The organism is Gordonia jinhuaensis (assembly GCF_014639795.1).
GTDB lineage: Bacteria > Actinomycetota > Actinomycetes > Mycobacteriales > Mycobacteriaceae > Gordonia_B > Gordonia_B jinhuaensis.
Genome location: NZ_BMGC01000022.1, coordinates 36,239 through 55,947, shown reverse-complemented (window position 1 = coordinate 55,947; position 19,709 = coordinate 36,239). Strand labels below are relative to the sequence as shown.

14 protein-coding genes and 1 tRNA gene are annotated in these 19,709 nt (G+C 66.4%); 7 read left to right on the top strand and 8 right to left on the bottom strand.

What is annotated here, in order from left to right; all coding sequences use genetic code 11:
• Positions 1-5: 5 nt before the first annotated feature.
• The 5 genes from IEW22_RS14060 (at position 6) to IEW22_RS14040 (ending at position 5,897) form a co-directional block, all read left to right on the top strand.
• Positions 6-1,343 (top strand): cytochrome P450, encoded by a 1,338-nt coding sequence (locus IEW22_RS14060; RefSeq protein ID WP_188587244.1) that lies wholly within the window; start codon positions 6-8, stop codon positions 1,341-1,343.
• A gap of 285 nt (positions 1,344-1,628) precedes the next feature.
• The gene (locus IEW22_RS14055; RefSeq protein ID WP_188587243.1) at positions 1,629-2,234 is read left to right on the top strand and encodes a lipocalin family protein; all 606 of its coding nucleotides are present in this window, start codon (positions 1,629-1,631) and stop codon (positions 2,232-2,234) included.
• Between the two features lie 143 nt (positions 2,235-2,377).
• Positions 2,378-2,992 carry a molybdopterin-dependent oxidoreductase gene (locus IEW22_RS14050; protein WP_188587242.1) on the top strand — a complete coding sequence of 205 codons (615 nt, stop codon included), beginning with the start codon at positions 2,378-2,380 and terminating at the stop codon, positions 2,990-2,992.
• Between the two features lie 45 nt (positions 2,993-3,037).
• Positions 3,038-3,766, top strand: a complete 729-nt coding sequence (locus IEW22_RS14045) for an FAD-binding oxidoreductase (protein ID WP_188587241.1) — start codon at positions 3,038-3,040, stop codon at positions 3,764-3,766.
• A gap of 169 nt (positions 3,767-3,935) precedes the next feature.
• Positions 3,936-5,897: an OPT family oligopeptide transporter gene (locus IEW22_RS14040; protein WP_229742672.1), complete on the top strand. Its 1,962-nt coding sequence runs from the start codon at positions 3,936-3,938 to the stop codon at positions 5,895-5,897.
• A 308-nt stretch (positions 5,898-6,205) separates the two neighbouring features.
• Here the strand turns inward: IEW22_RS14040 and IEW22_RS14035 are convergent, their stop codons facing one another.
• From IEW22_RS14035 to IEW22_RS14015, 5 genes are all read right to left on the bottom strand, one after another.
• On the bottom strand, positions 6,206-7,684 hold the full coding sequence (locus IEW22_RS14035; RefSeq protein WP_188587239.1) for an MFS transporter: 1,479 nt from the start codon (positions 7,682-7,684) through the stop codon (positions 6,206-6,208).
• A gap of 70 nt (positions 7,685-7,754) precedes the next feature.
• Positions 7,755-8,321, bottom strand: a complete 567-nt coding sequence (locus IEW22_RS14030; RefSeq protein ID WP_188587238.1) for a hypothetical protein — start codon at positions 8,319-8,321, stop codon at positions 7,755-7,757.
• Positions 8,322-8,346: 25 nt separating this feature from the next.
• Positions 8,347-10,170 carry a selenocysteine-specific translation elongation factor gene (gene selB / locus IEW22_RS14025; RefSeq protein WP_188587237.1) on the bottom strand — a complete coding sequence of 608 codons (1,824 nt, stop codon included), beginning with the start codon at positions 10,168-10,170 and terminating at the stop codon, positions 8,347-8,349.
• Positions 10,171-10,182: 12 nt separating this feature from the next.
• Positions 10,183-11,556 (bottom strand): L-seryl-tRNA(Sec) selenium transferase, encoded by a 1,374-nt coding sequence (locus IEW22_RS14020; RefSeq protein ID WP_188587236.1) that lies wholly within the window; start codon positions 11,554-11,556, stop codon positions 10,183-10,185.
• A gap of 79 nt (positions 11,557-11,635) precedes the next feature.
• A tRNA-Sec gene (locus IEW22_RS14015) sits at positions 11,636-11,730 on the bottom strand.
• 631 nt (positions 11,731-12,361) lie between these two features.
• On the opposite strand from IEW22_RS14015, the gene IEW22_RS14010 reads away from it, so the two are divergent.
• Both IEW22_RS14010 and selD read left to right on the top strand, forming a co-directional pair.
• Complete coding sequence (locus IEW22_RS14010) at positions 12,362-13,045, top strand: transglycosylase SLT domain-containing protein (RefSeq protein WP_188587235.1); 684 nt, start codon at positions 12,362-12,364, stop codon at positions 13,043-13,045.
• A gap of 174 nt (positions 13,046-13,219) precedes the next feature.
• The gene (gene selD / locus IEW22_RS14005; RefSeq protein WP_188587234.1) at positions 13,220-14,233 is read left to right on the top strand and encodes a selenide, water dikinase SelD; all 1,014 of its coding nucleotides are present in this window, start codon (positions 13,220-13,222) and stop codon (positions 14,231-14,233) included.
• Positions 14,234-14,248: 15 nt separating this feature from the next.
• Here selD and nrfD read toward each other — a convergent pair whose 3' ends face one another.
• From nrfD to fdh, 3 genes are read right to left on the bottom strand one after another with little or no spacing between them, the layout of a single operon-like run.
• A complete protein-coding gene (gene nrfD, locus IEW22_RS14000; RefSeq protein ID WP_188587233.1) occupies positions 14,249-15,334 on the bottom strand; it encodes an NrfD/PsrC family molybdoenzyme membrane anchor subunit in 1,086 nt (361 codons plus the stop codon).
• Entirely contained in the window at positions 15,331-16,350 is a 1,020-nt protein-coding gene (locus IEW22_RS13995) for a 4Fe-4S dicluster domain-containing protein (protein WP_188587232.1), read from the bottom strand. The genes nrfD and IEW22_RS13995 overlap by 4 nt, the downstream gene beginning before the upstream one ends.
• Positions 16,350-19,682, bottom strand: a complete 3,333-nt coding sequence (fdh, locus tag IEW22_RS13990) for a formate dehydrogenase (RefSeq protein ID WP_229742671.1) — start codon at positions 19,680-19,682, stop codon at positions 16,350-16,352. Before fdh ends, IEW22_RS13995 begins: the two co-directional genes overlap by 1 nt.
• Positions 19,683-19,709: the final 27 nt, after the last annotated feature.

Below are 19,709 nucleotides of genomic sequence, written 5' to 3'. Positions count from 1 at the left end.
TCCCGATGCGTCTGCGCGTACTCGCCCACCCCGACTCGTCGTCGACCCTACGCCCCGTCATGGGGCCGCGCGGGCTCCCGATGAGCGCTGCCAGACAGCTTCGCTCCGATCCGGCACGCCTGGCCACATCCCTGCGGGCACGCGTCGGCGACATCTCCTTCGTGTCGGCTCTCGGTCGCGACATCGTCATCGCACAAGGCCCCGATGCCGCCGCCGAGCTGCTCCGCGACGCCGACCGCGCCTATGCCAACGGCCCGGTGTACGGATTCGCCTTGGGCTCGGTCTTCGAACGCGGGATACTGCTCATGGACGCCCCGGACCACAGGCGCCATCGCAGACTCATGCAGCAGGCGTTCACCGCAGCCCGATTGGATGGCTACCAGCAACGGCTCAACGACCTCATTCGGTCCCGGGTGGCCGGCTTCGGTACCGGCAGCGGGGTCGACATGCGAGCCGAACTCAAAGCCCTGGCACTTGATGTCGCATTGGACATCTTCGTCGGTGAACGGCTGCCGCAGCCGGAGGCGGACCGGCTGAACCGGGCCTTCGTCGAGCTCATCGAGGCCGGCGGTGCGCTGGTCCGGCTTCCGATTCCCGGTACCGCCCACTTCCGGGGCCGCCACGCGCGTCGCGTCGTCGACGAGATGTTCGCCGAGCTGATCCCACGTCGCAGACGAGAACCCGGTACCGACCTGATGTCTGCGCTGTGTCAGGCATGCGAGGCCGATGGCCGGCAACTGAGCGACGCGCAGATCGTCGACCACATGCGGTTCATGCTCTTCGCCGCGCATGACACCGCGACGATTGCGATGACGTCGATGACCTATCAGCTGGGCCGACACCCACAGTGGCGGGAACGCGTTCGCGCGCAGGCATTTTCCTTGAGCGATGCGCCCAGTGCGGCCGAACTTCGCGAATCGGCCGCGATGGACTCGGTGTTCAAGGAGGCTGTGCGACTGCGGCCGCCGGTTCCGGTCATCCCTCGAGCGGCGGTGAAGGACACCGAACTGGGCGGGCACTTCATCCCGAAGGGCACCTTCGTGGTGGTGGTGACCGGAAGCAACCACCGGCTACCCGAGATCTGGCCCGATCCCGACTCGTTCCTGCCCGACCGCTTCGACGGCGACACGACGCGTCATCGCATGGCGTGGATGCCCTTCGGCGGTGGTGCGCACATGTGCATCGGCATGCACTTCGCCTACCTCGAATCGGCGACGGTGGTGCACCACATGCTGCGGCATCTGGACTGGACGGTGGCCTCGGACGCCTATGAGCGTGAGGACACCGCGCTCACCGACAACATCGGCTTCGCCGCCGAGGTGTCGCGACTGTCACCTGCATAGCGCCGCGGTAACGGCATCTCGGGGTTGCGGCGTGCGCACCGCCGACCATCTCCCGAGACCTCCCACCCATCCGTCGGGGAGCCGGTGCCGAACTGCTGTTGTCGACATCCTCAGACGGTTGCCGGCATCCTCAGACGAAGGGATCCACCCGTGCGCGCTCCCCGATCGACCGCAACGACACAGCCGCTCACACCCCCGGCTGGGCCGACCCGCACCGTTGCGACTCGGCAGCCCCAGATCCGGCACCGCCCGCGGGCTACGCGCCGGACCACCTGGATCGGGGCGATGACCGCGACGCTGGCCGCCGTGCTCTCGCTGGTCGTCGGGACCGGACCGGCCGCGGCGGCCGGTTCCTCGCTGCCTGATCAGCTCAAGCCGGTGGCACATCTCGACGTCGACCGGTATCTGGGCACGTGGTGGCAGCTGGCGACGGTTCCGTCGTTCTACGGCATCCGCTGCGCGAAGGACACCAACGCCACCTACACGCTCATCAATCCGACGACTGTCGGCGTGGACAACAAGTGCACCTCGTTCACCGGAGAACCCGACGGCATCAAGGGCCAGGCCGAGGTGGTCGACACGAAGACCAACGCCCAACTCGCCGTGACGTTCCCGGGTGTCCCCAACACCATCAACGCCGGGAAGTTCCCCAACTACATCGTCGCCTGGGTCGCCGACGGCACGACGCCCGACGATCCGTACCAGTACGCGATCGTGGGGGATCCCTACCGACTGTCGGGCTTCCTGCTCTCGCGCCAGAAGGTGGTGCCCACCTCGGAGTACCTGAAGCTGCGCACACAGATCGAGAAGCTGGGCTTCAACTCGTGCACCTTCCTGATCTCCCCGATCACCGGCAGCCGCAGCGACTACTCGCCACTCTGCACCCTCTGAACACCCCCTGATATCCGGCGCTCGAAACCCGGACGGCGGCGGCGAGTACGGCTGCCCCGACTACGGCTGCTCAGCGCCGAGCAGAACACCGGTGCCCCCGAGCCCCATGCGGGGGCACCGGTTGCCCGGGCATGATGGACGCCATGGCCATCGTCAACCGCGGGTTCGTCGGACGACCCGACCGCAGCGGCGTCAAGCTGCCACCCGGTCAATACCGCACGTTCGACTTCCCCGTCCTCTCGGCCGAACCCACCCCCGACATCGCGCTGTCGGACTGGCGGCTAACCGTCCAGCCGACCGGCGGCCCGCTCCGCAGTTACCGCTGGGATGACTTCACCGCACTGCCGCACACCGACATCACCACCGACATCCATTGCGTCACCCGCTGGTCGAAGTTCGACACGCGCTGGCGCGGGGTGTCGATGGACGTGGTCCTCGACGGGATGGTCGACACCGACACCGACACCTCCGCTGAGCAGGGATATCTGATGGCCCACTGCTACGGCGGCTACACCACCAACCTCCCCATCCGCGATCTCCTGCACGGACAGGCGTGGCTGGTCGACACCTACGACGGCGAGCCGCTGGCAGCCGAACACGGCGGCCCGGTGCGACTGCTCGTCCCGCACCTCTACTTCTGGAAGAGCGCCAAATGGGTTCGGCGCCTGCGTCTCATGCCCGGTGACACCCCCGGATTCTGGGAGAGCCACGGCTATCACATGTACGGCGACCCGTGGCTCGAACAGCGCTACTCCTGACGAGTCGAGCCGCATACGAGGCAGTCACGTGTGAAGGAGGTGGGGATGAGCCAATGGCAGCTCACCACGGTGGTGTCCTCGACGATGCAGACCCCGACCGCACGGACCCTGAGTCTGGCACTCTCGCAACCATTTCGCGCACTACCAGGCCAGCACATCGACATCCGTCTGACGGCCGAGGACGGCTACTCCACGGCGCGGACGTATTCGCTGTCGGATGTCCGCGAACCGGGTATCGCCGAGATCACCGTCGAGGCCCTCGCCGACGGTGAGGTGTCGCCCTATCTGGTCGACGTCGTGGAGCCGGGCGATCCACTGGAGATCTTCGGCCCCAACGGCGGCTGGTTTACCTGGGATGCCGCCGATCCGCACCCGGTACAGCTGATCGCCGGCGGCTCCGGTGTCGCCCCGCTGATGTCGATGATCCGCACGCGTGAGGTGCTTGCACCGGCTACGCCCTTCCGGCTGTTGTATTCGGTCAGATCGCCCGAACGGGTCTATTTCCGAGACGAGTTCGCGCTTCTCACCGATCACCGGCGCCTTCCCGTGGACATCATGTTCACCCGACCGGGCGGCGGATCGGATCGGGCGGCGGCGCGACTGGTCGCCGAGGAGGTCTCGGCCGCAACGATTCCCGCTGCCGACGATCCGACTGTATTCATCTGCGGCACGAACCAGTTCGTGGAGTTCTGCGCCGCGGCGATGATCGGCGCCGGGCATGACCCCGGCCGTATCCGCACAGAACGATTCGGTGAATCGGCACCGATTCGCTAGTCCGGCATAACGTACGGACTCCTTCCACCAACACCGATCTGCTCCTACAGTTGACGCATCGGTTGCGCGTGCGGACCGATCTGGTCGTGCCACGAAGGTGATGTCAGGCAGGAGTGCGCGGTTGTCCACAACGGGTTCCACCGAAACGCCCACGCGTCAACCGTCCGGGATGCGAGAGCTGACCGTCCGCGGGATCATCCTCGGCGGCCTGATCACCCTGGTGTTCACCGCCGCCAACGTGTATCTGGGGCTCAAGGTGGGACTGACCTTCGCCACCTCGATTCCGGCCGCCGTGATCTCGATGGCCGTTCTGCGCTATTTCGCCAATCATTCCATCCGCGAGAACAACATCGTGCAGACCATCGCCTCTGCGGCGGGAACGCTGTCGGCGATCATCTTCGTACTCCCCGGCCTGATCATGGTCGGTTGGTGGACCGGGTTCCCGTACTGGATCACCGTGGGCGTCTGCGCATTCGGCGGCGCACTGGGCGTCATGTACTCGATCCCGTTGCGGCGCGCACTGGTCACCGGGTCGGATCTGCCCTATCCCGAGGGTGTGGCTGCCGCGGAAGTCCTCAAGGTCGGCGAGACCGGAGAAGGCGCAGCCGACAACAAGACCGGCCTGCGCACCATCACCACCGCCTCGATCGCCGCAGCACTGTTCAGCCTGCTGTCGTCGATGAAGGTCATCAGCAACTCACTGTCGGCGGCGGTGCGCATCGGTTCCGGCGGTACGTTGCTGGGTGCGAGTCTGTCCCTGGCCCTCATCGGTGTGGGGCATCTGGTCGGTGTCACCGTCGGCGTGGCGATGCTGGTCGGCCTGGTGATCGCCTATTTCATCATCCTTCCCATCCGCAGCTCCGGGCATATCCCCGGTACCGGCGACATCACCGACGCCGTCGACAGCGTGTTCTCCTCCGACGTCCGATTCGTCGGCGCCGGTGCGATCGCGGTCGCGGCCGTCTGGACGCTGGTCAAGATCCTGGGGCCGATCCTGTCCGGCATGGTCGAGGCGGCGGCCTCGGCGCGCGAACGACGCTCCGGGCACACCGTGGACGTCACCGAACGCGACATCCCGATCCAGATCGTCGGGATCGTGGTGCTGCTGTTGATGATCCCGATCGGCTGGCTGCTGTGGGATTTCCTCCACGACACCGCACTCGCCGATTCCGAACCGTTGCTCATCACCGTCTGCATCGCGTTCATTTTGATCATCGGCCTCATCGTCGCGGCGGTCTGCGGATACATGGCCGGGCTCATCGGCTCCTCCAACAGCCCGATCTCCGGAGTCGGCATCCTGGTCGCGATCGCCGCCGCGCTGCTGCTGAAAGTGGTCTACGGCCATGCCGACACCGATCAGTCCGCGGCGCTGATCGCCTACACGCTGTTCACCTCTGCGGTGGTCTTCGGGGTCGCGACCATCTCCAACGACAACCTGCAGGACCTCAAGACCGGCCAACTGGTCGGGTCCACGCCGTGGAAACAGCAGGTTGCCCTGCTCATCGGCGTGGTCTTCGGTTCGCTGGTGATCCCGCCGGTGCTCGAACTCATGCAGAACGCCTTCGGATTCGAGGGCGCCCCCGGGGCCAAGAGTGATGCACTGGCCGCACCACAGGCCGCGCTCATCTCGTCGCTGGTCAAAGGCGTGTTCGGTGGGTCGCTGGATTGGGCGCTGATCGGGCTCGGCGCGCTCATCGGAATCGGTGTGATCATCGTCGACGAGGTCCTCGGCAAGGCCACCGCCAACCGCATCCGGCTCCCACCCCTGGCGGTCGGGATGGGGATGTATCTGCCGATGTCGCTGACGCTGGTCATCCCGATCGGTGCGTTCATCGGCGCCTACTACAACCGCTGGGCCGCCCGCTCGTCGGCCGATGACCGCACCCGCGAACGCAAGAAGCGACTGGGCATCCTGCTGGCCACCGGCCTGATCGTCGGCGAGAGTATGTACGGCGTGTTCTTCGCCGCGGTGGTGGCGGGCACCGGTAAGGAAGAGCCGCTGTCGGTGGTCGGCGACGGCTGGAACAGCAACTGGGCCCAACTCCTGGGCTTGTTCGTCTTCGTCCTCCTGATCGGCTGGCTCTACCGACGAACCCAACGCGCCGCGAGCGATCCGGTCGGCGACGAGTGAGCGAACTGGTCGTGCAGAACTGGTTGCGTCTGTCCACCCCGGCCCCACGAACTGGTTGCGTTTGTCTGAACGCGACCACTTCCCACACACGCAACCATTGCAAAGGATGCGTACGCCAAAACTGGTCGCATCCGTCAAAACTGGCCGCGTCTGTCCACCCGCCCCCACGAACTGGTCGCGTCTGTCTCAACGCAACCACTTCCCACACACGCAACCATTGCAAAGGATGCGAACGCCAAAACTGGCTGCGCGAGCACAAACGCAACCAGTTCACGACCGGCAGCCACCCCCACAAACGCAACCAGTTCTTACGCCGGCGCACTCTCGCTGGCGCCTGCCTGCCGACCAGTTCTGCGCGTCACGGCCCAATCGATCGCGGCCACGATCAGGGCGACCACGATGAGTGCGATGGTGATCGCGGTGGCATCGATGAACGCCCTGGATTCCGATCCGGTGGCCGACAGCCGCGCGAAGAACACTGCACCAACCAGCGCGATGCCCGCCGCGGTCCCAATCCGCTGACCGGTCTGCTGAACGGCGCCGGCGATGCCTGCCCGGGTCACGGGCACCTCGCTGAGTGTCACGGTTTGGTTGGGCGAGATCACCAGACCCGAACCGAATCCCGCGAACAGCAGCGGCAGCGCGGTGGAGAACGCCACCGACCGACCCGAGTCGAGGTCCACCGCGAGAATGGCAACAAGCAGCCCCACCGTCACCATCATCAGGCCGATCACCACCAGTCGTCGGCCCAGCCGCCCCACCAGATTTCCGCCGACCCGCGCGGCGATCGCCGACCCGACCGCGAACGGTGTGGTCGCCAGCCCCGCCTCGAGTGCCGAATAGTGCTCACCCTCCTGGAGCAGGAGGGTGAAGGTGAAGAAGATGGTGGTGAAGCCGCCGAAATACAGCATCCCGATGAGACATCCACTGCTGTACGAGCGAATCCTGAACAACGACAAGTCGACCAGCGGGTCGCGGCCGGTACGGGTGAGGTAGCGCTCCCACAGCCAGAACGCTGCCGCGAACACCGCGGCGACCAGCAGCAGAAGCCACTTCCCGCTGCCGTGCCACTGCTGTTCCTGCACGAGCGGGAGCATCAGCGACACCACCGCGACGCCGAGGAGCACCACGCCCACCGGATCGAATGTCCGCCACGTCAGCGGTTGTTTCGTCTCATTCGGCCGCGCCGGGATGAGCCGGTAGGCACCCACGAGAGCGACGATGCCGATCGGCACGTTGACGAAGAAGATCCACCGCCACCCCGACGTCTCGCCGCCGGCGGCGATGAGCAGTCCCCCGAGCAGCGGCCCGATCGCGGTCGAGATGCCCACCACCACGCCGAACAAGCCGAATGCCCGACCACGTTCGGGACCCCGGAACAGCAACTGGATCAGTCCGGTCACCTGCGGCGTGAGGAAACCGGCCGCGGCTCCCTGCACCAACCGGGCAATCACCAGCAGCATCGGGGTCGGGGCGAGCCCGCAGGCGGCCGAGGCGAGGGTGAACGCGGCGAGACCGGCCATGAAGACGGTTCGCCGTCCGCGGGCGTCGCCGATCCGCCCGGCCGGCACCAGTACGAGGCCGAATGTCAGCGCATATCCCGACACCACCCACGACAGATCGGCGCTGCTCGCGCCGAGCCCGCGACTGATCGAGGGCAGTGCCACGTTGACGATCGACACGTCGAGCAATGTCATGAATCCGACGACGAGACAGACTCCGAGCGCTCTCCACCGCCGTGGGTCGGCGCCGGGGCCGGCTGCGCCGCTCGCCTGCGGATCGGTCATGCTGTTCGGCTCCTGCCGGTCGGGGGAACTCGCGCGCGAGGGCTCTCGCACGTGAGCGCACTACTTCTCCTCAGTGGAGGTGCGCAAGGGTCTGGATGAGCAGCACCACCAGTGCGATGATCACCACGATCAGTAACGCCATCAACTTGCGCAGCAGTCCGACGTCGGTCCGGTGGATGGCGAGGAAGACGATCGCGGCGAGTCCGGCGATGTAGAACCAGCCGGCCGCCTGCAGTGCGGAGTGCAGCGAGATCACCTCGCACCACGCGAGTCCGATCATGAACAACGGGATGGCCGAGGTGGGGAGCGCACCGAGCGCGGTACGCACCTGGTGCAGGAGTTCATGACCGCCCGGAAACCGCTGGTGGACCACGAGATGGGCGATGATGTCGGCGGCCAGACTCGCTGCGGTCACCGCGAGAATACCGACCGCGAGCACCGCGAACGCCTCTGCCGGATCGTCGGATTGACCCGGAACTGACAGTGCCAGAACGATGGCCAACCCGGTGAACGTCACGTAGATGCGCTCTTTGAGGTCACTCACCTGGGCGGCTGTCGGCACGCGAAGGCCGTCGGGCTCCCCGCCCACATCCCCCCGCCCCGCGTCGCTGTCGTGCATCCCTGCGTCGCTGTCCATCACTGTCAGATCCTACGGCGCTCGATCATCCCCGGCCCCCGACCACTTCCCGGTGGCCGGCGTCGATACGTCGAGTCCAGCCGCGCGCGTCGAGATACTCGAGCAACGGGATGGCGACCCGCCGGGTGGTGCCCAATGCCTGACGGGCGTCGCTGGTGGTGAAGGGCTGGCGAAGTCGCGCCAGTTCTCGCATGGCCAGAGCCGGACCGCTGGGCAACAGCACCACCGAGTCCCCCAGCCGCAGCAACCGTCCGGCACGTTCGGCTGCGGCGAGTTCCTTGGCACCCAAACCCCACGCGTGGAGATCGCGCGCCTCGGGCGCGGCAAACGGATTCTCTCCCAGCCGATACTCCAGTTCCGCGAGCGACGTCTCGATCCCGGTCAGGTCGACACCTCGTCCGGCGAGCGCGAGATAACCGGCACGCGAGTCGACCCCGGCCTCCTCGACCACCACCGCCGTCAACTCATCGGACGGCAATCCCAGACTCGACGACACCGATGCGAGCGACAACCCCGGTGCGAGCGGATCATTGTGGTGCACAGCAGATATCAGGTCGCACAACTGATGCGACCAGCGCTCGAGCACATCCCGCGAGATCAACCAGGCGCCCCGGTGGATGAGTTCGCGCGCGGTCGTCTCGGCGAGCAGTTGATCCTCGCCGTCCACTAGAAGGCCCGACCGGCGCAGCGCATCCACCGTCACCGCACCGCGCCGCGACACCTCGGCACGCAGCGCGCCGCCGCCATCGACAGCCGATTCTCGCAGCGTCGCCGCGCGACGGCCCGCGTCGCCACGCCGGGTGAGCGCCGGTGGGTCGTTGTCGAGCACCTCGACGCCGGTGATGACGGCATTGCCGGGATCGCGCAGCACGATGCGATCACCCCGGATCAGCGGCAGTGGCCGATCCAGCTGCAGCCGAGCATGATCAGCGTCGAGCGGACGTACACGCGCGGCGATCGCGGCGGTACCTGCATGAGCGGTCAGGTGAACGGGGCTGTCGCCGAAAGCCGGTCCTGTCACACGCCGCACGTCCGCGATCGCCGTCACCGGCCAGGTATCCGGCGTCAGCAGGACGTCGCCGCGCACGACGTCGCCGACACCCACACCCCGAAGATTCAGCGCCACCCGGGACACCGGGCCGATCTCATCGACCTCGCTCTCCTCGGTTTGGATTCCGCGAACGGACACGGTCTCGACCGCACTGGTGCCACTCAGAGCAAGGGTGTCGCCGACACGGACACAACCCGCTGCCAGGGTGCCAGTGACGACCGTGCCGGCGCCGGCGATCACGAACGATCGGTCCACCCACATCCGCACTCGCTCAGTGCGATCCGGCTCAGGAGTCGATCGCAGGACACCATCGAGTGCATTCGACAGTTCGGTCATCCCGAGTCGTCCGACCGCCGACACCACGACGATCGGCGACCCGCCCAGCCCGGTTCCGGCGAGTTCGTCTCGCACTTGCGCACGAGTGGCCTCGATGCGGTGTCGATCGGCACGATCAGCGCGCGAGATCACTACCACCCCGCGATCGATCCCCAACGCCGCCAACGCATCACGATGTTCCGACGATTGAGACCGCCATCCGTCGTCGGCGGCCACCACGAACATCACCACCGGCGCGGGCCCCACGCCGGCGAGCATGTTGCCGATGAACCGTTCATGGCCGGGGACATCGACGAACGCGACGTCGGCACCCGACGGCAGTGTGGTCCAGGCGAATCCGAGATCGATGGTGAGTCCGCGGCGCTTCTCCTCGGCGAGGCGGTCGGGTTCGATGCCGGTCAGCGCGCGCACCAACGTGCTCTTGCCGTGGTCCACATGCCCCGCCGTGGCGACTACGTACATCTGTTCGCCCGCTCAACTCGCCGGGATCTGCGCACGCAACGCGGTGAGCAACCGCTCGTCGTCACGTTCGGGGATACACCGCAGGTCCACCAGACACGCATCCGCGTGCACCCGCGCGAGGACGGCCGGATCCCCGGTGCGCAGCGGCCCGGCAACCGAAACAGGCAGTCGCAGAGCCCATCCCGGGAGTCGGACCCCGGGCGCGCCCCCACCGCCCACCCGGCCGTCACATTCGACGATCGGCACCCCGAGTTCGCCGGCGAGTCGCTCGGTGCGCTGCTTCACTCTTTCCGGGTCGACGTGCAGGTAGCGCGTGACCGGTGGCTGCGGTCCGGTGAGGGTGGCTTCGAGGGCGGCGAGGGTGAGCTTGTCCGTGCGTACCGCTCGTGCCAGCGGATGCGTGGCCAACCGCGCGATCACATCCTTGTCGCCGAGGAGGATCCCGGCCTGCGGCCCGCCCAGTAGCTTGTCTCCGCTGGCGATCACCACGTCCGCACCCGCCTCGAGTGCCGACGTCGCATCCGGCTCGTCGGGAAGGGCCCAATCATGGTGCAGCAGACCACTTCCCAGGTCCACGATCAGCGGGACACCATACTGATGTGCGAGATCGCGGAGTTCCGACAGTCCCGCCGATGCGGTGAATCCCTGCACCCGGAAGTTACTCGGGTGCACCTTGAGGATCGCGCCGACATGGTACTCTACGCTGCGCGGATCGTATTGCCCTGCGCCCGAGGGCAACCCGGCACCTGGTGAGAGTCCGGCGGGCGAGAACGCGTCGGCATAGTCACGCAGGTGGGTGCGATTGGTCGTGCCGACCTCACGCAGTCGCACACCCGTGGAGACGATGAGGTCGGTGAGCCGGAATCCCGCGCCGATCTCGATCATCTCTCCGCGCGAGATCACGACCTCGCGGCCGGCGGCAAAGGCGGTACACGCCAGCATGAGGGCTGCGGCACCATTGTTGACCACCAGGGCGTCGCCCGCGGCCGGACATGCCCGCACCAGCGCCTCCCGCACGCCGACGCCGCGTGTGGATCGCTTACCCGATGCCAGATCCAGTTCGACGTCGACATATCCACTCGCCTCGACCACTGCGGCAACTGCGGTGTCCGACAGTGGTGCCCTGCCGAGGTTCGTGTGCACGATGACGCCGGTGGCGTTGAGAACCGCACCCAGACTCGACGCACTCTCGCCCCGCACTGCGGCTACGACCTCAGACCCGACGGCGCTCGGGGCCAATTCGCCACGACGTGCCCTGGCCTGAACATCGTGGATGATCCCACGGATGCGGATCTCGCCGAGGCGATCGCGCGCATCGAGCACCTCGGGCAGTCCGAGCAGTACATCCGTGCGAGGGATCGACCGCCGCGGATCGTCGCCTGTCACCGTTCCTCCTGCATCAAAGCCGCGACGTGCATCAGGCCTGGGATGGCTCCGCAGCTGCCGAGCTGATCCGAGGACACGGTGGCGGAGGCGGACGGGAATCGAACCCGCCAGACCGAGATACTCGATCTCCTCGGTTTTGAAGACCGGGAGGCCCACCAGGACCCAGACGCCTCCTCTGCGTGCGCACTCACGCTAACCCAGTCCCTGCGCGACCACCCACGGACCGGCGGGCCGTGTTGCCACGGGGAGCGTCACGCGAACGGCCGAATTGGGTAACAGATCGGAAACAACAGGCGGGCACAAGCAGCAAAACTGTGATGCCCACCACGTATCGAATCGGACCAAAGTCCCTTTCCACCTGCGCAGTCGCTGACGAGCCGTTGCGCATCCGTGCCGCGTTAAGGTTTATCTCAGTTTTCTCTTGGCTTTCACTCAGGCATGTATATCAACCTGTTACATGCAAGAGACAGACGTACGGTCTGTGCAGCACGAGAAGGACGAGTTAGCCATGCGGATTCACCTCGCATGTGCGCATCGCGAACTCGCTGCGGTCACCGGAGCCTGACGGCCACCGAACCCCGCCCGAGCGAGTCGCGGACCCCGACAGGGGCCGGGTGCGACATGCGCGAGACGACAGGATCGTCTCCTCCATTCACAACAGCAACAGCACACCATTCGCCGCAACCGGTACCGAGGTATCGCCATATCCGGCGAATGAACCCGTGCTGTCGTACAACGCTGCAATGGACGGTCAATATTGTCCGAGATCCATTGGGGCCAAACCCAATCAGGAAATTTGCTTCACATGTTCGTTGTCACACAGCCGCTTCGACGTATTCGACGCGCAATCCCCAGTTCCCGCCACGCCGCAGTGTTCGGCGCGGCCTCGCTCGCACTGGCGGGCATCATCACCGCCGGAGCCATCGAGTCCACCGAACCCGCGCATGCGGAGAAGGGGCGACCCGCGCAGTTCATCACCGCGACCGAGCGTGCCCAGGCCACTGCTGCGCCCGTACACGTCGCTCCCAAGCCGGTGGTGCCCGCGCCGGCTGCTGCTCCGGCACCGGCGCCCGCTCCCGCACCGGCACCTGAGCCCGTGGCAGCACCGGCTCCGGCACCCGAACCCGAGCCGGCACCCGCCCCCGCACCGCCGCCGGCGCCGGTGTACTCCGACGATCTCGACGGCTGGATCCACCAGGCACTCGACATCCTCAGCGCCAACGGAATTCCGGCGAGTTACGACGGCATCTACCGCAACGTCATGCGGGAGTCGACGGGCAACCCTCAGGCGATCAACGGCTATGACTCCAACGCCGCCGCCGGTACGCCGTCGAAGGGCCTGCTGCAGGTGATCGACCCGACGTTCAACGCCTATCACGTCGCCGGTACCAGCTATGACATCTATGACCCGGTCGCCAACATCGCCGCCGCCTGCAACTACGCGGCTGCGACATACGGATCGATCGACAATGTGGATTCGGCGTACTGAGTCCGCATGGGCCCACTGAGGTCCACGACAGCTCTTCGTGATCTCGCCTCGTGCGAGAACGCGTCACCAACGGGCGGTGCAACGCCGCCGTCCGAGTGAGCCCAGCCGAGAGGGGTCGGCTGGGCTTCACTCGTCTTGTGCCACGCCACGGGGTCCTCGGCCTACGCTGTGGCCATGACAGGGACCCACACGGATTCGACCGACGTCGCCAACGCTGTTCGCCTCACCGGATATGCACACGGCGGTGGGTGCGCGTGCAAGATCCCACCGGGTGAGCTCGAACAGGCTGTCGCCGGGCTCACCGGCCAGACCGGCGAGCACATCCTCGTGGGTCTCGAACACGGCGACGACGCCGCCGCTGTGCGCATCCGCGACGATCTGGCGGTGCTGTCCACAGCCGACTTCTTCACGCCTGTGGTCGATGACGCCTACGACTGGGGTCGGATCGCCGCCGCGAATGCCCTGTCGGACATCTACGCGATGGGCGGACGGCCCGTGGTGGCCATCAATCTGGTGGGTTGGCCGCGTGACACGCTGCCGATGGAGTTGATGACCGAGGTACTTCGCGGCGGGCTCGCCGTCGCCGAGCAGGCGCAGTGTCCCCTGATCGGCGGTCACAGCATCGATGATCCCGAACCCAAATACGGCCTCGCCGTGACCGGTGTCGCGGACCCGAATCGGTTGATCCGCAACGACTCCGCAGTCGCAGGCCTGCCACTGACCCTCACAAAGCCCATCGGGGTGGGATTGCTCAACAACCGGCACAAGCAGACCGGCGACGTGTTCCCCGAGGCGATCGACACCATGACAACGCTCAACCGCGACGCCGCGACCGCAGCGCTGGCCGCGGGGGTGACCGCGGGCACCGACGTCACGGGCTTCGGCCTGCTCGGCCATCTGTACAAGATGTGCCGCGCCTCGGGAATCGGTGCGATCATCGACAGCTCGTCCGTGCCGACCGTTTCCGGTGCGAGAGAGGCGCTGCGTGACGGCTACGTCTCGGGGGGAACCCGCCGCAATCTGGACTGGGTGCAGGCGCATCTGTCCTCCGACACCATGGCCGACGACGACACCCTGCTCTTACTCGCTGATGCGCAGACCTCCGGTGGTCTGTTGGTGGTCGGTGAAGTGCCCGGCTATCCGATCATCGGTGAAACCGTTGCCGGACAGGGCATTGCGATCCGGTGAGTTCGGCTCGGGTGGTCACCAGCCGGTGGTGATGGAGTCGTCGGTGACCCCCTGCGCACGGCGCTTCTCAAGGCGTCGCTTCTGCGGTTCGATGGTGTAGCGAGGGTCCTTGGCCGATTCGATACCCGCGTGGAACACCCCGAAGCGGGTGCAGGCGGATGCGGCCAGGAGCGCGAGTCCTGAAGCAGCAGAAGCGATTCGGGATCTTCCCCCGAGCATCGCACCGATACCTCCTGCCACCGCGAGACGTTCGCTCCACCTCAGCAGGGTGCCCGCCCGGCCGATGTGCAGTGGCTCGGCGGCAACAGGATCCATCCGGCTCTCCATATAGTGCATCGCCGTCACGTCGGCGACCACGCCGACCGTCGCCAGGGTGCGCGCGGGTCCCGCTTCGCCGACCGGAGTGGTGAGCATCGCCAGACCGCTCGCCGCAAGGCTCGCCGATCCGGCGAACACGAACGGCAGGTCGCGATGCATGGCATTCCAGGTGGGAGTTGCCGTGTCACTCAGCAGAACTGCGGTGTAGACAGCAAGTGGCGCCGAAAACACCGCCGCCGCCAGTCCGGACGGCCCCTCCACCGCGTAGAGCACCTTGCGCAACACGCCGAGTGGAAGGCGTTGAGCGAGAAGCCGATCGACCTCGGCCACCGACGCCACCCCGAGGAAGCCGCTGTATCCCGACAGGATCCACGACCCCATACTCATCGGCGAGGTCACCTTGAACGTGCGGAGCATGTTGTAGAACCTGTCGGGGCGCCCGAGGTCGGCGACCAGTGCCACCGCACCGACGCCCGCGGCTGCGAGTCCCGATAGCCGTGCGTTGCGGCGCAACGCTTGTCGCCCGGTCAGTTGTGCACCCGCAGCCAGCAGGCCCGACCCTCCGGCGACGCCGCCGAGCAACAGATATGCAGCGACCTCATCGCCCCACGGCGCCGGCTTGACCACGGGATGCCCGTAATACGAGGTGAACTCGACCTCGGGCACCATCGGCATCTCGCGGGTTCCATCTGCCGGGACTGCTTCCCCCGGCCGACGTTTGTCACCTCGACGGCGCCGGCGCGGCTGTTCAGGCGGCCGGAAGGAGTCGTATTCTGAGGTCATTTCCTACCTCGCAGGAACGACACCGCAGCCGCGGCGATCATGCCCGCCGCCGCGACGCCGGCACGCTTGTACATCGACATCAGATCTGCGGTGCACACCCGCGGATCCGGTGGCAGGCCGTACACCTCGGGCTCGTCGAGCAGCAGGAAGACCGACCCGGTCCCGCCGACACCGTCATTGCCGTTGGCGCCGTAGAGCCTCGCCTCGGTCCTTCCCTGGTCGTGCAGCTGCGCGACTCGCTCATGCGCGGCCTCCACGAGATCATCGTGATCCCCGAATCTGATGGAGGTGGTGGGGCAGGTCTTGGCACATGCCGGCGTCTCGTCGTCGACAAGACGGTCGTAACACAGCGTGCACTTCTGTGCCACACCGCGTTTGGGAACCGGTGGCTGTTCTCCCTTGCGTTGCCCTTCGCGGGTGGTGGGGGCCGCCGTGCCGTCGGCACGCCGCTCCACCACACCGAACGGACAGCCCGCCACGCAGGTACCGCATCCGTTGCACACATCGTCTTGGACCACCACTGTGCCGAACTCGGTGCGAAACAGCGCGCCGGTCGGACACACGTCCAGGCAACCGGCGTGCGTGCAGTGCTTGCACACATCCGACGACATCAGCCACCGGAATTCCGGGGTGTCCGGCGGGGCGGTATCCACATCGCCCACCACGGAGGGCTCCTGATTCGTCGAGGTCACAGGGGTGGTGGGAGTTGTGGGCATGCCCAGATCGATCAATGCCTGCCCTGATCGACGGGCATCGGCGATCTGTCCGCCGTCCTGCTCGATGAACGCCACATGCCGCCATGTGCTCGCCCCCAGTGCGACGGTGTTGTCGTAGGACATTCCAGTGAGCGCCAGATCTCCGTCGCGCGGGTTGTCGTTCCACTCCTTACAGGCCACCTCACATGCCTTGCAGCCGATACAGATCGACGTGTCGGTGAAGAAGCCCTTGCGGGGATGCTCATGTGTTCCCCAGTGCGCATCGGCGCTGGGATCGGTCGGTCCGGACAGCTGGCCCATCAGCGATGTCCCTCCCCTGGTTGTTCGCCGGCGCCCGGCGCCTCGTCTGTCGGGGCACCGGTTCTGGGCGTCACCCGGATGTTGTCGGTCTCGACCGTCAGCCCGGCGCGCTGCTGGTAGTCACGCACCAGCGCCGGTAGTGCCGCACCCTGCGGTCGCCGGCCGGCCACCACCTCACACGAACCGACCTTCGACTCCTGGATCTGGACATTCGGGTCGAGTGTCACCCCGATGAGGTCGTTGACCGCATCGCCGCTGACCACCGCATCCGAACCCACACCCCAATGGTAGGGAAGGCCGACCTGGTGGACGATGCGACCGTTGATCGTCAACGGTCGCATCCGATCGGTCACCAACACACGGGCCTCGATCGCCGCGCGGGGCGAGATGATCGTCGCCCAGCCCTCGTTCACCAGTCCGCGCTCGGCGGCCAGCTCCGGAGAGACCTCGCAGAACATCTCCGGCTGCAATTCGGCGAGGTAGGGCGACCAGCGACTCATACCGCCCGCGGTGTGATGCTCGGTCAGCCGATAGGTGGTGAAGACGTACGGATACACCTCTGCTCCCGGCTCACCGGCACTCGGCGCGTCGAGATTGTCCTTGCGCGGGAACAGAACTCGTGCAGGTGCCTGCTGCTGGGTGTAGAGCGCGTTGTCGACCGGAGACTCCTGCGGCTCGTAATGCGCGGGCAGTGGTCCGTCCACCATGCCGGTCGGAGCGAAAAGCCATGCCTTGCCATCGGATTGCATGATGAACGGGTCGTCGCCGGCCAACGCCGCCGCACCGCCCACCGCCGGGTCCGGACGGGCGTCCGGTGCACGGTCGACCGGGAAGTCCGGCACATCGGGACCCACCCACCGCTTCTTGTCGGCATCCCACCACAGGTAGCGCTTGCGTTCACTCCACGGCTTGCCGTCGGGATCGGCCGACGCGCGGTTGTAGAGAATTCGCCGGTCGGCCGGCCACACCCAGCCCCATTCCGATTGCGCCACACCGGAACCCTCGTTGGGAACGCGACGTGCGGCGTGATTGGTCGCGTCGGCGTAGACGCCGGTGTAGATCCAGCATCCACCCGCGGTCGACCCGTCGTCGGCCATCTCGGTGTAGCTCGACAGGTTCTTACCCGCATTCGGACCGGTCAGGTAGTAGCCGTTGATCTCTGACATCACCGATTCCGGGTCGGGTTTGCCGTGTTCGTCGAGTCGGTAGTCCCACGTCATGTCGAGCAATGGGCGGTCACGGTCATCGGTCGACCCCGCCAGACGCTCGCGAATGCGCTTACCCAACTCGTAGAAGAAGTCCAGCTCGCTCTGCGCCTGGCCCGGCGGGTTCACGGCCTGATGTCGCCACTGCAGCATCCGCTGGGTCTGGGTGAAGGAACCGGCCTTCTCCACATGGGTAGCCGCGGGCATGTAGAAGACCTCGGTGCCGATGTCCTCGGTGCGGAGTTCACCAGAGGCGATCTCCGGGCCTTCCTTCCACCAGGTGGCCGACTCGATCATGTTCAGATCGCGCACCACAAGCCATTTCAGGTGTGACATCGCCATCCGCTGCTGACGACCGTTCGACGATCCGACCGCCGGGTTCTGCCCGAGGACGAAGTACCCCTCGACCTTGTCCTCGAGCATCGCCACCGTGGTCTGGTAGGTGCCCGCGGGGCCGTTCAGTCGTGGGAGATAGTCGTAGGCCCAGTCGTTGTCGGCTCTGGCGGCGTCCCCGAACCACGCTTTGAGCAGGTTCACCGTATAGGCCCGGGCGTACGCCCAGAAACCCTTCTGGGTGGGCGATGCGATGCCGGCGATGTAGTCGGCGAAGGTGTCGCCGGTCCCGACCGACGGCATCGGCAGATAGCCCGGCAGCAGGTTGAACAGGGTGGGGATGTCGGTGGATCCCTGGATGCTGGCATGGCCGCGCAACGCCATGATGCCGCTGCCTGGCCGGCCGACATTGCCCAGTAACAGCTGCAGAATCGCAGCGGTACGGATGAACTGGGAGCCGAGGGTGTGCTGCGTCCATCCGGTCGCATATCCGAAGCAGGTGGTCCGGTCGCGGCCGGAATTGTTCGCGATCGACTCGGCCAGATACTCGAATTCGGCAGCGGTGATGCCACACATCTGCTCCACCATCTCCGTTGTGTACCTGGAGAAGTGACGTTTGAGAATCTGGAACACCGTGCGCGGGTGGACCAGCGAGTCATCCCGCAGCACACCGCTTGCGTCGAGTGCCGGGCCGCCGGCGCCATGCTGATCACCGGCCGCACGCGCGGACTGGTCGGCGCCGTGCTCGGCATGCCCGGGGGTGTCCACGTGCCCACCTTCGGCATGTTCGTATGCCCAGCTCGACTGGTCGTAATGTCCGGTCTCCGGGTCGAATCCGGAGAAGAAGCCGTCCAGGTCCTCGGTGTCGCGGAAGTCCTCGTTCACCACGGTGGCTGCATTCGTGTAGGCCACCACGTACTCGCGGAAGTACTTCTCGTTCGTGATCACGTAGTTGATCAGCGCACCGAGCAACACCACATCGGAACCGGCCCGGATGGCGATGTGCTTATCCGACACCGCCGAGGTCCGCGTGAACCGTGGGTCGACGTGAATGACCCGCGCGCCACGGCTTTTGGCTTCCGACACCCACTGGAATCCCACCGGATGCGCCTCGGCCATGTTGCCGCCCATCAAGATGACGCAATCGGCGTTGGCCATGTCCTGCAGTGATTGCGTTGCGCCGCCGCGACCGAACGAGGTTCCCAAACTGGGAACGGTGGCGGAGTGTCAAATACGGGCTTGGTTCTCGATCTGTATCGCACCAGCCGCGGTGAAGAGCTTCTTGATCAGGTAGTTCTCTTCGTTGTCGAGCGTGGCGCCGCCGAGCGAGGCGATGCCCATCGTTCGGCGCAGGAGACGACCGTCCTCGTCGCGGTCCTGCCACGTGTTGCGGCGGGATTCGACGAACCTGTCGGCGATCATGTCGATCGCGGTGTCGAGTTCGAGGTCCTGCCAGTCGGTGGCGTAGGGCGCGCGGTACCGGATCGTGGTCTGGCGCAGCGGATTGTTGACGAGTTGCTCACTCGATGCGCCCTTGGGGCAGAGGCGTCCGCGCGAGATCGGCGAGTCCGGGTCGCCCTCGATCCCGATGACCTTCTCGTCCTTGACGTAGACGCGCTGCCCGCAGCCGACTGCGCAGAACGGACACACACTCTGCACCATGCGGTCTGCTGTCGCCGTGCGCGGTTCGACCGTCCGCGTGCGCGCAGATGTGACCGCAGGACCACGACCGAACAGGTCGCCCGACCGCATCTGGCGGACGACCGGCCATTCGAGAGGACTCCACGACGCCACGTGCCCACCATAGCGGGCGATGCGCCG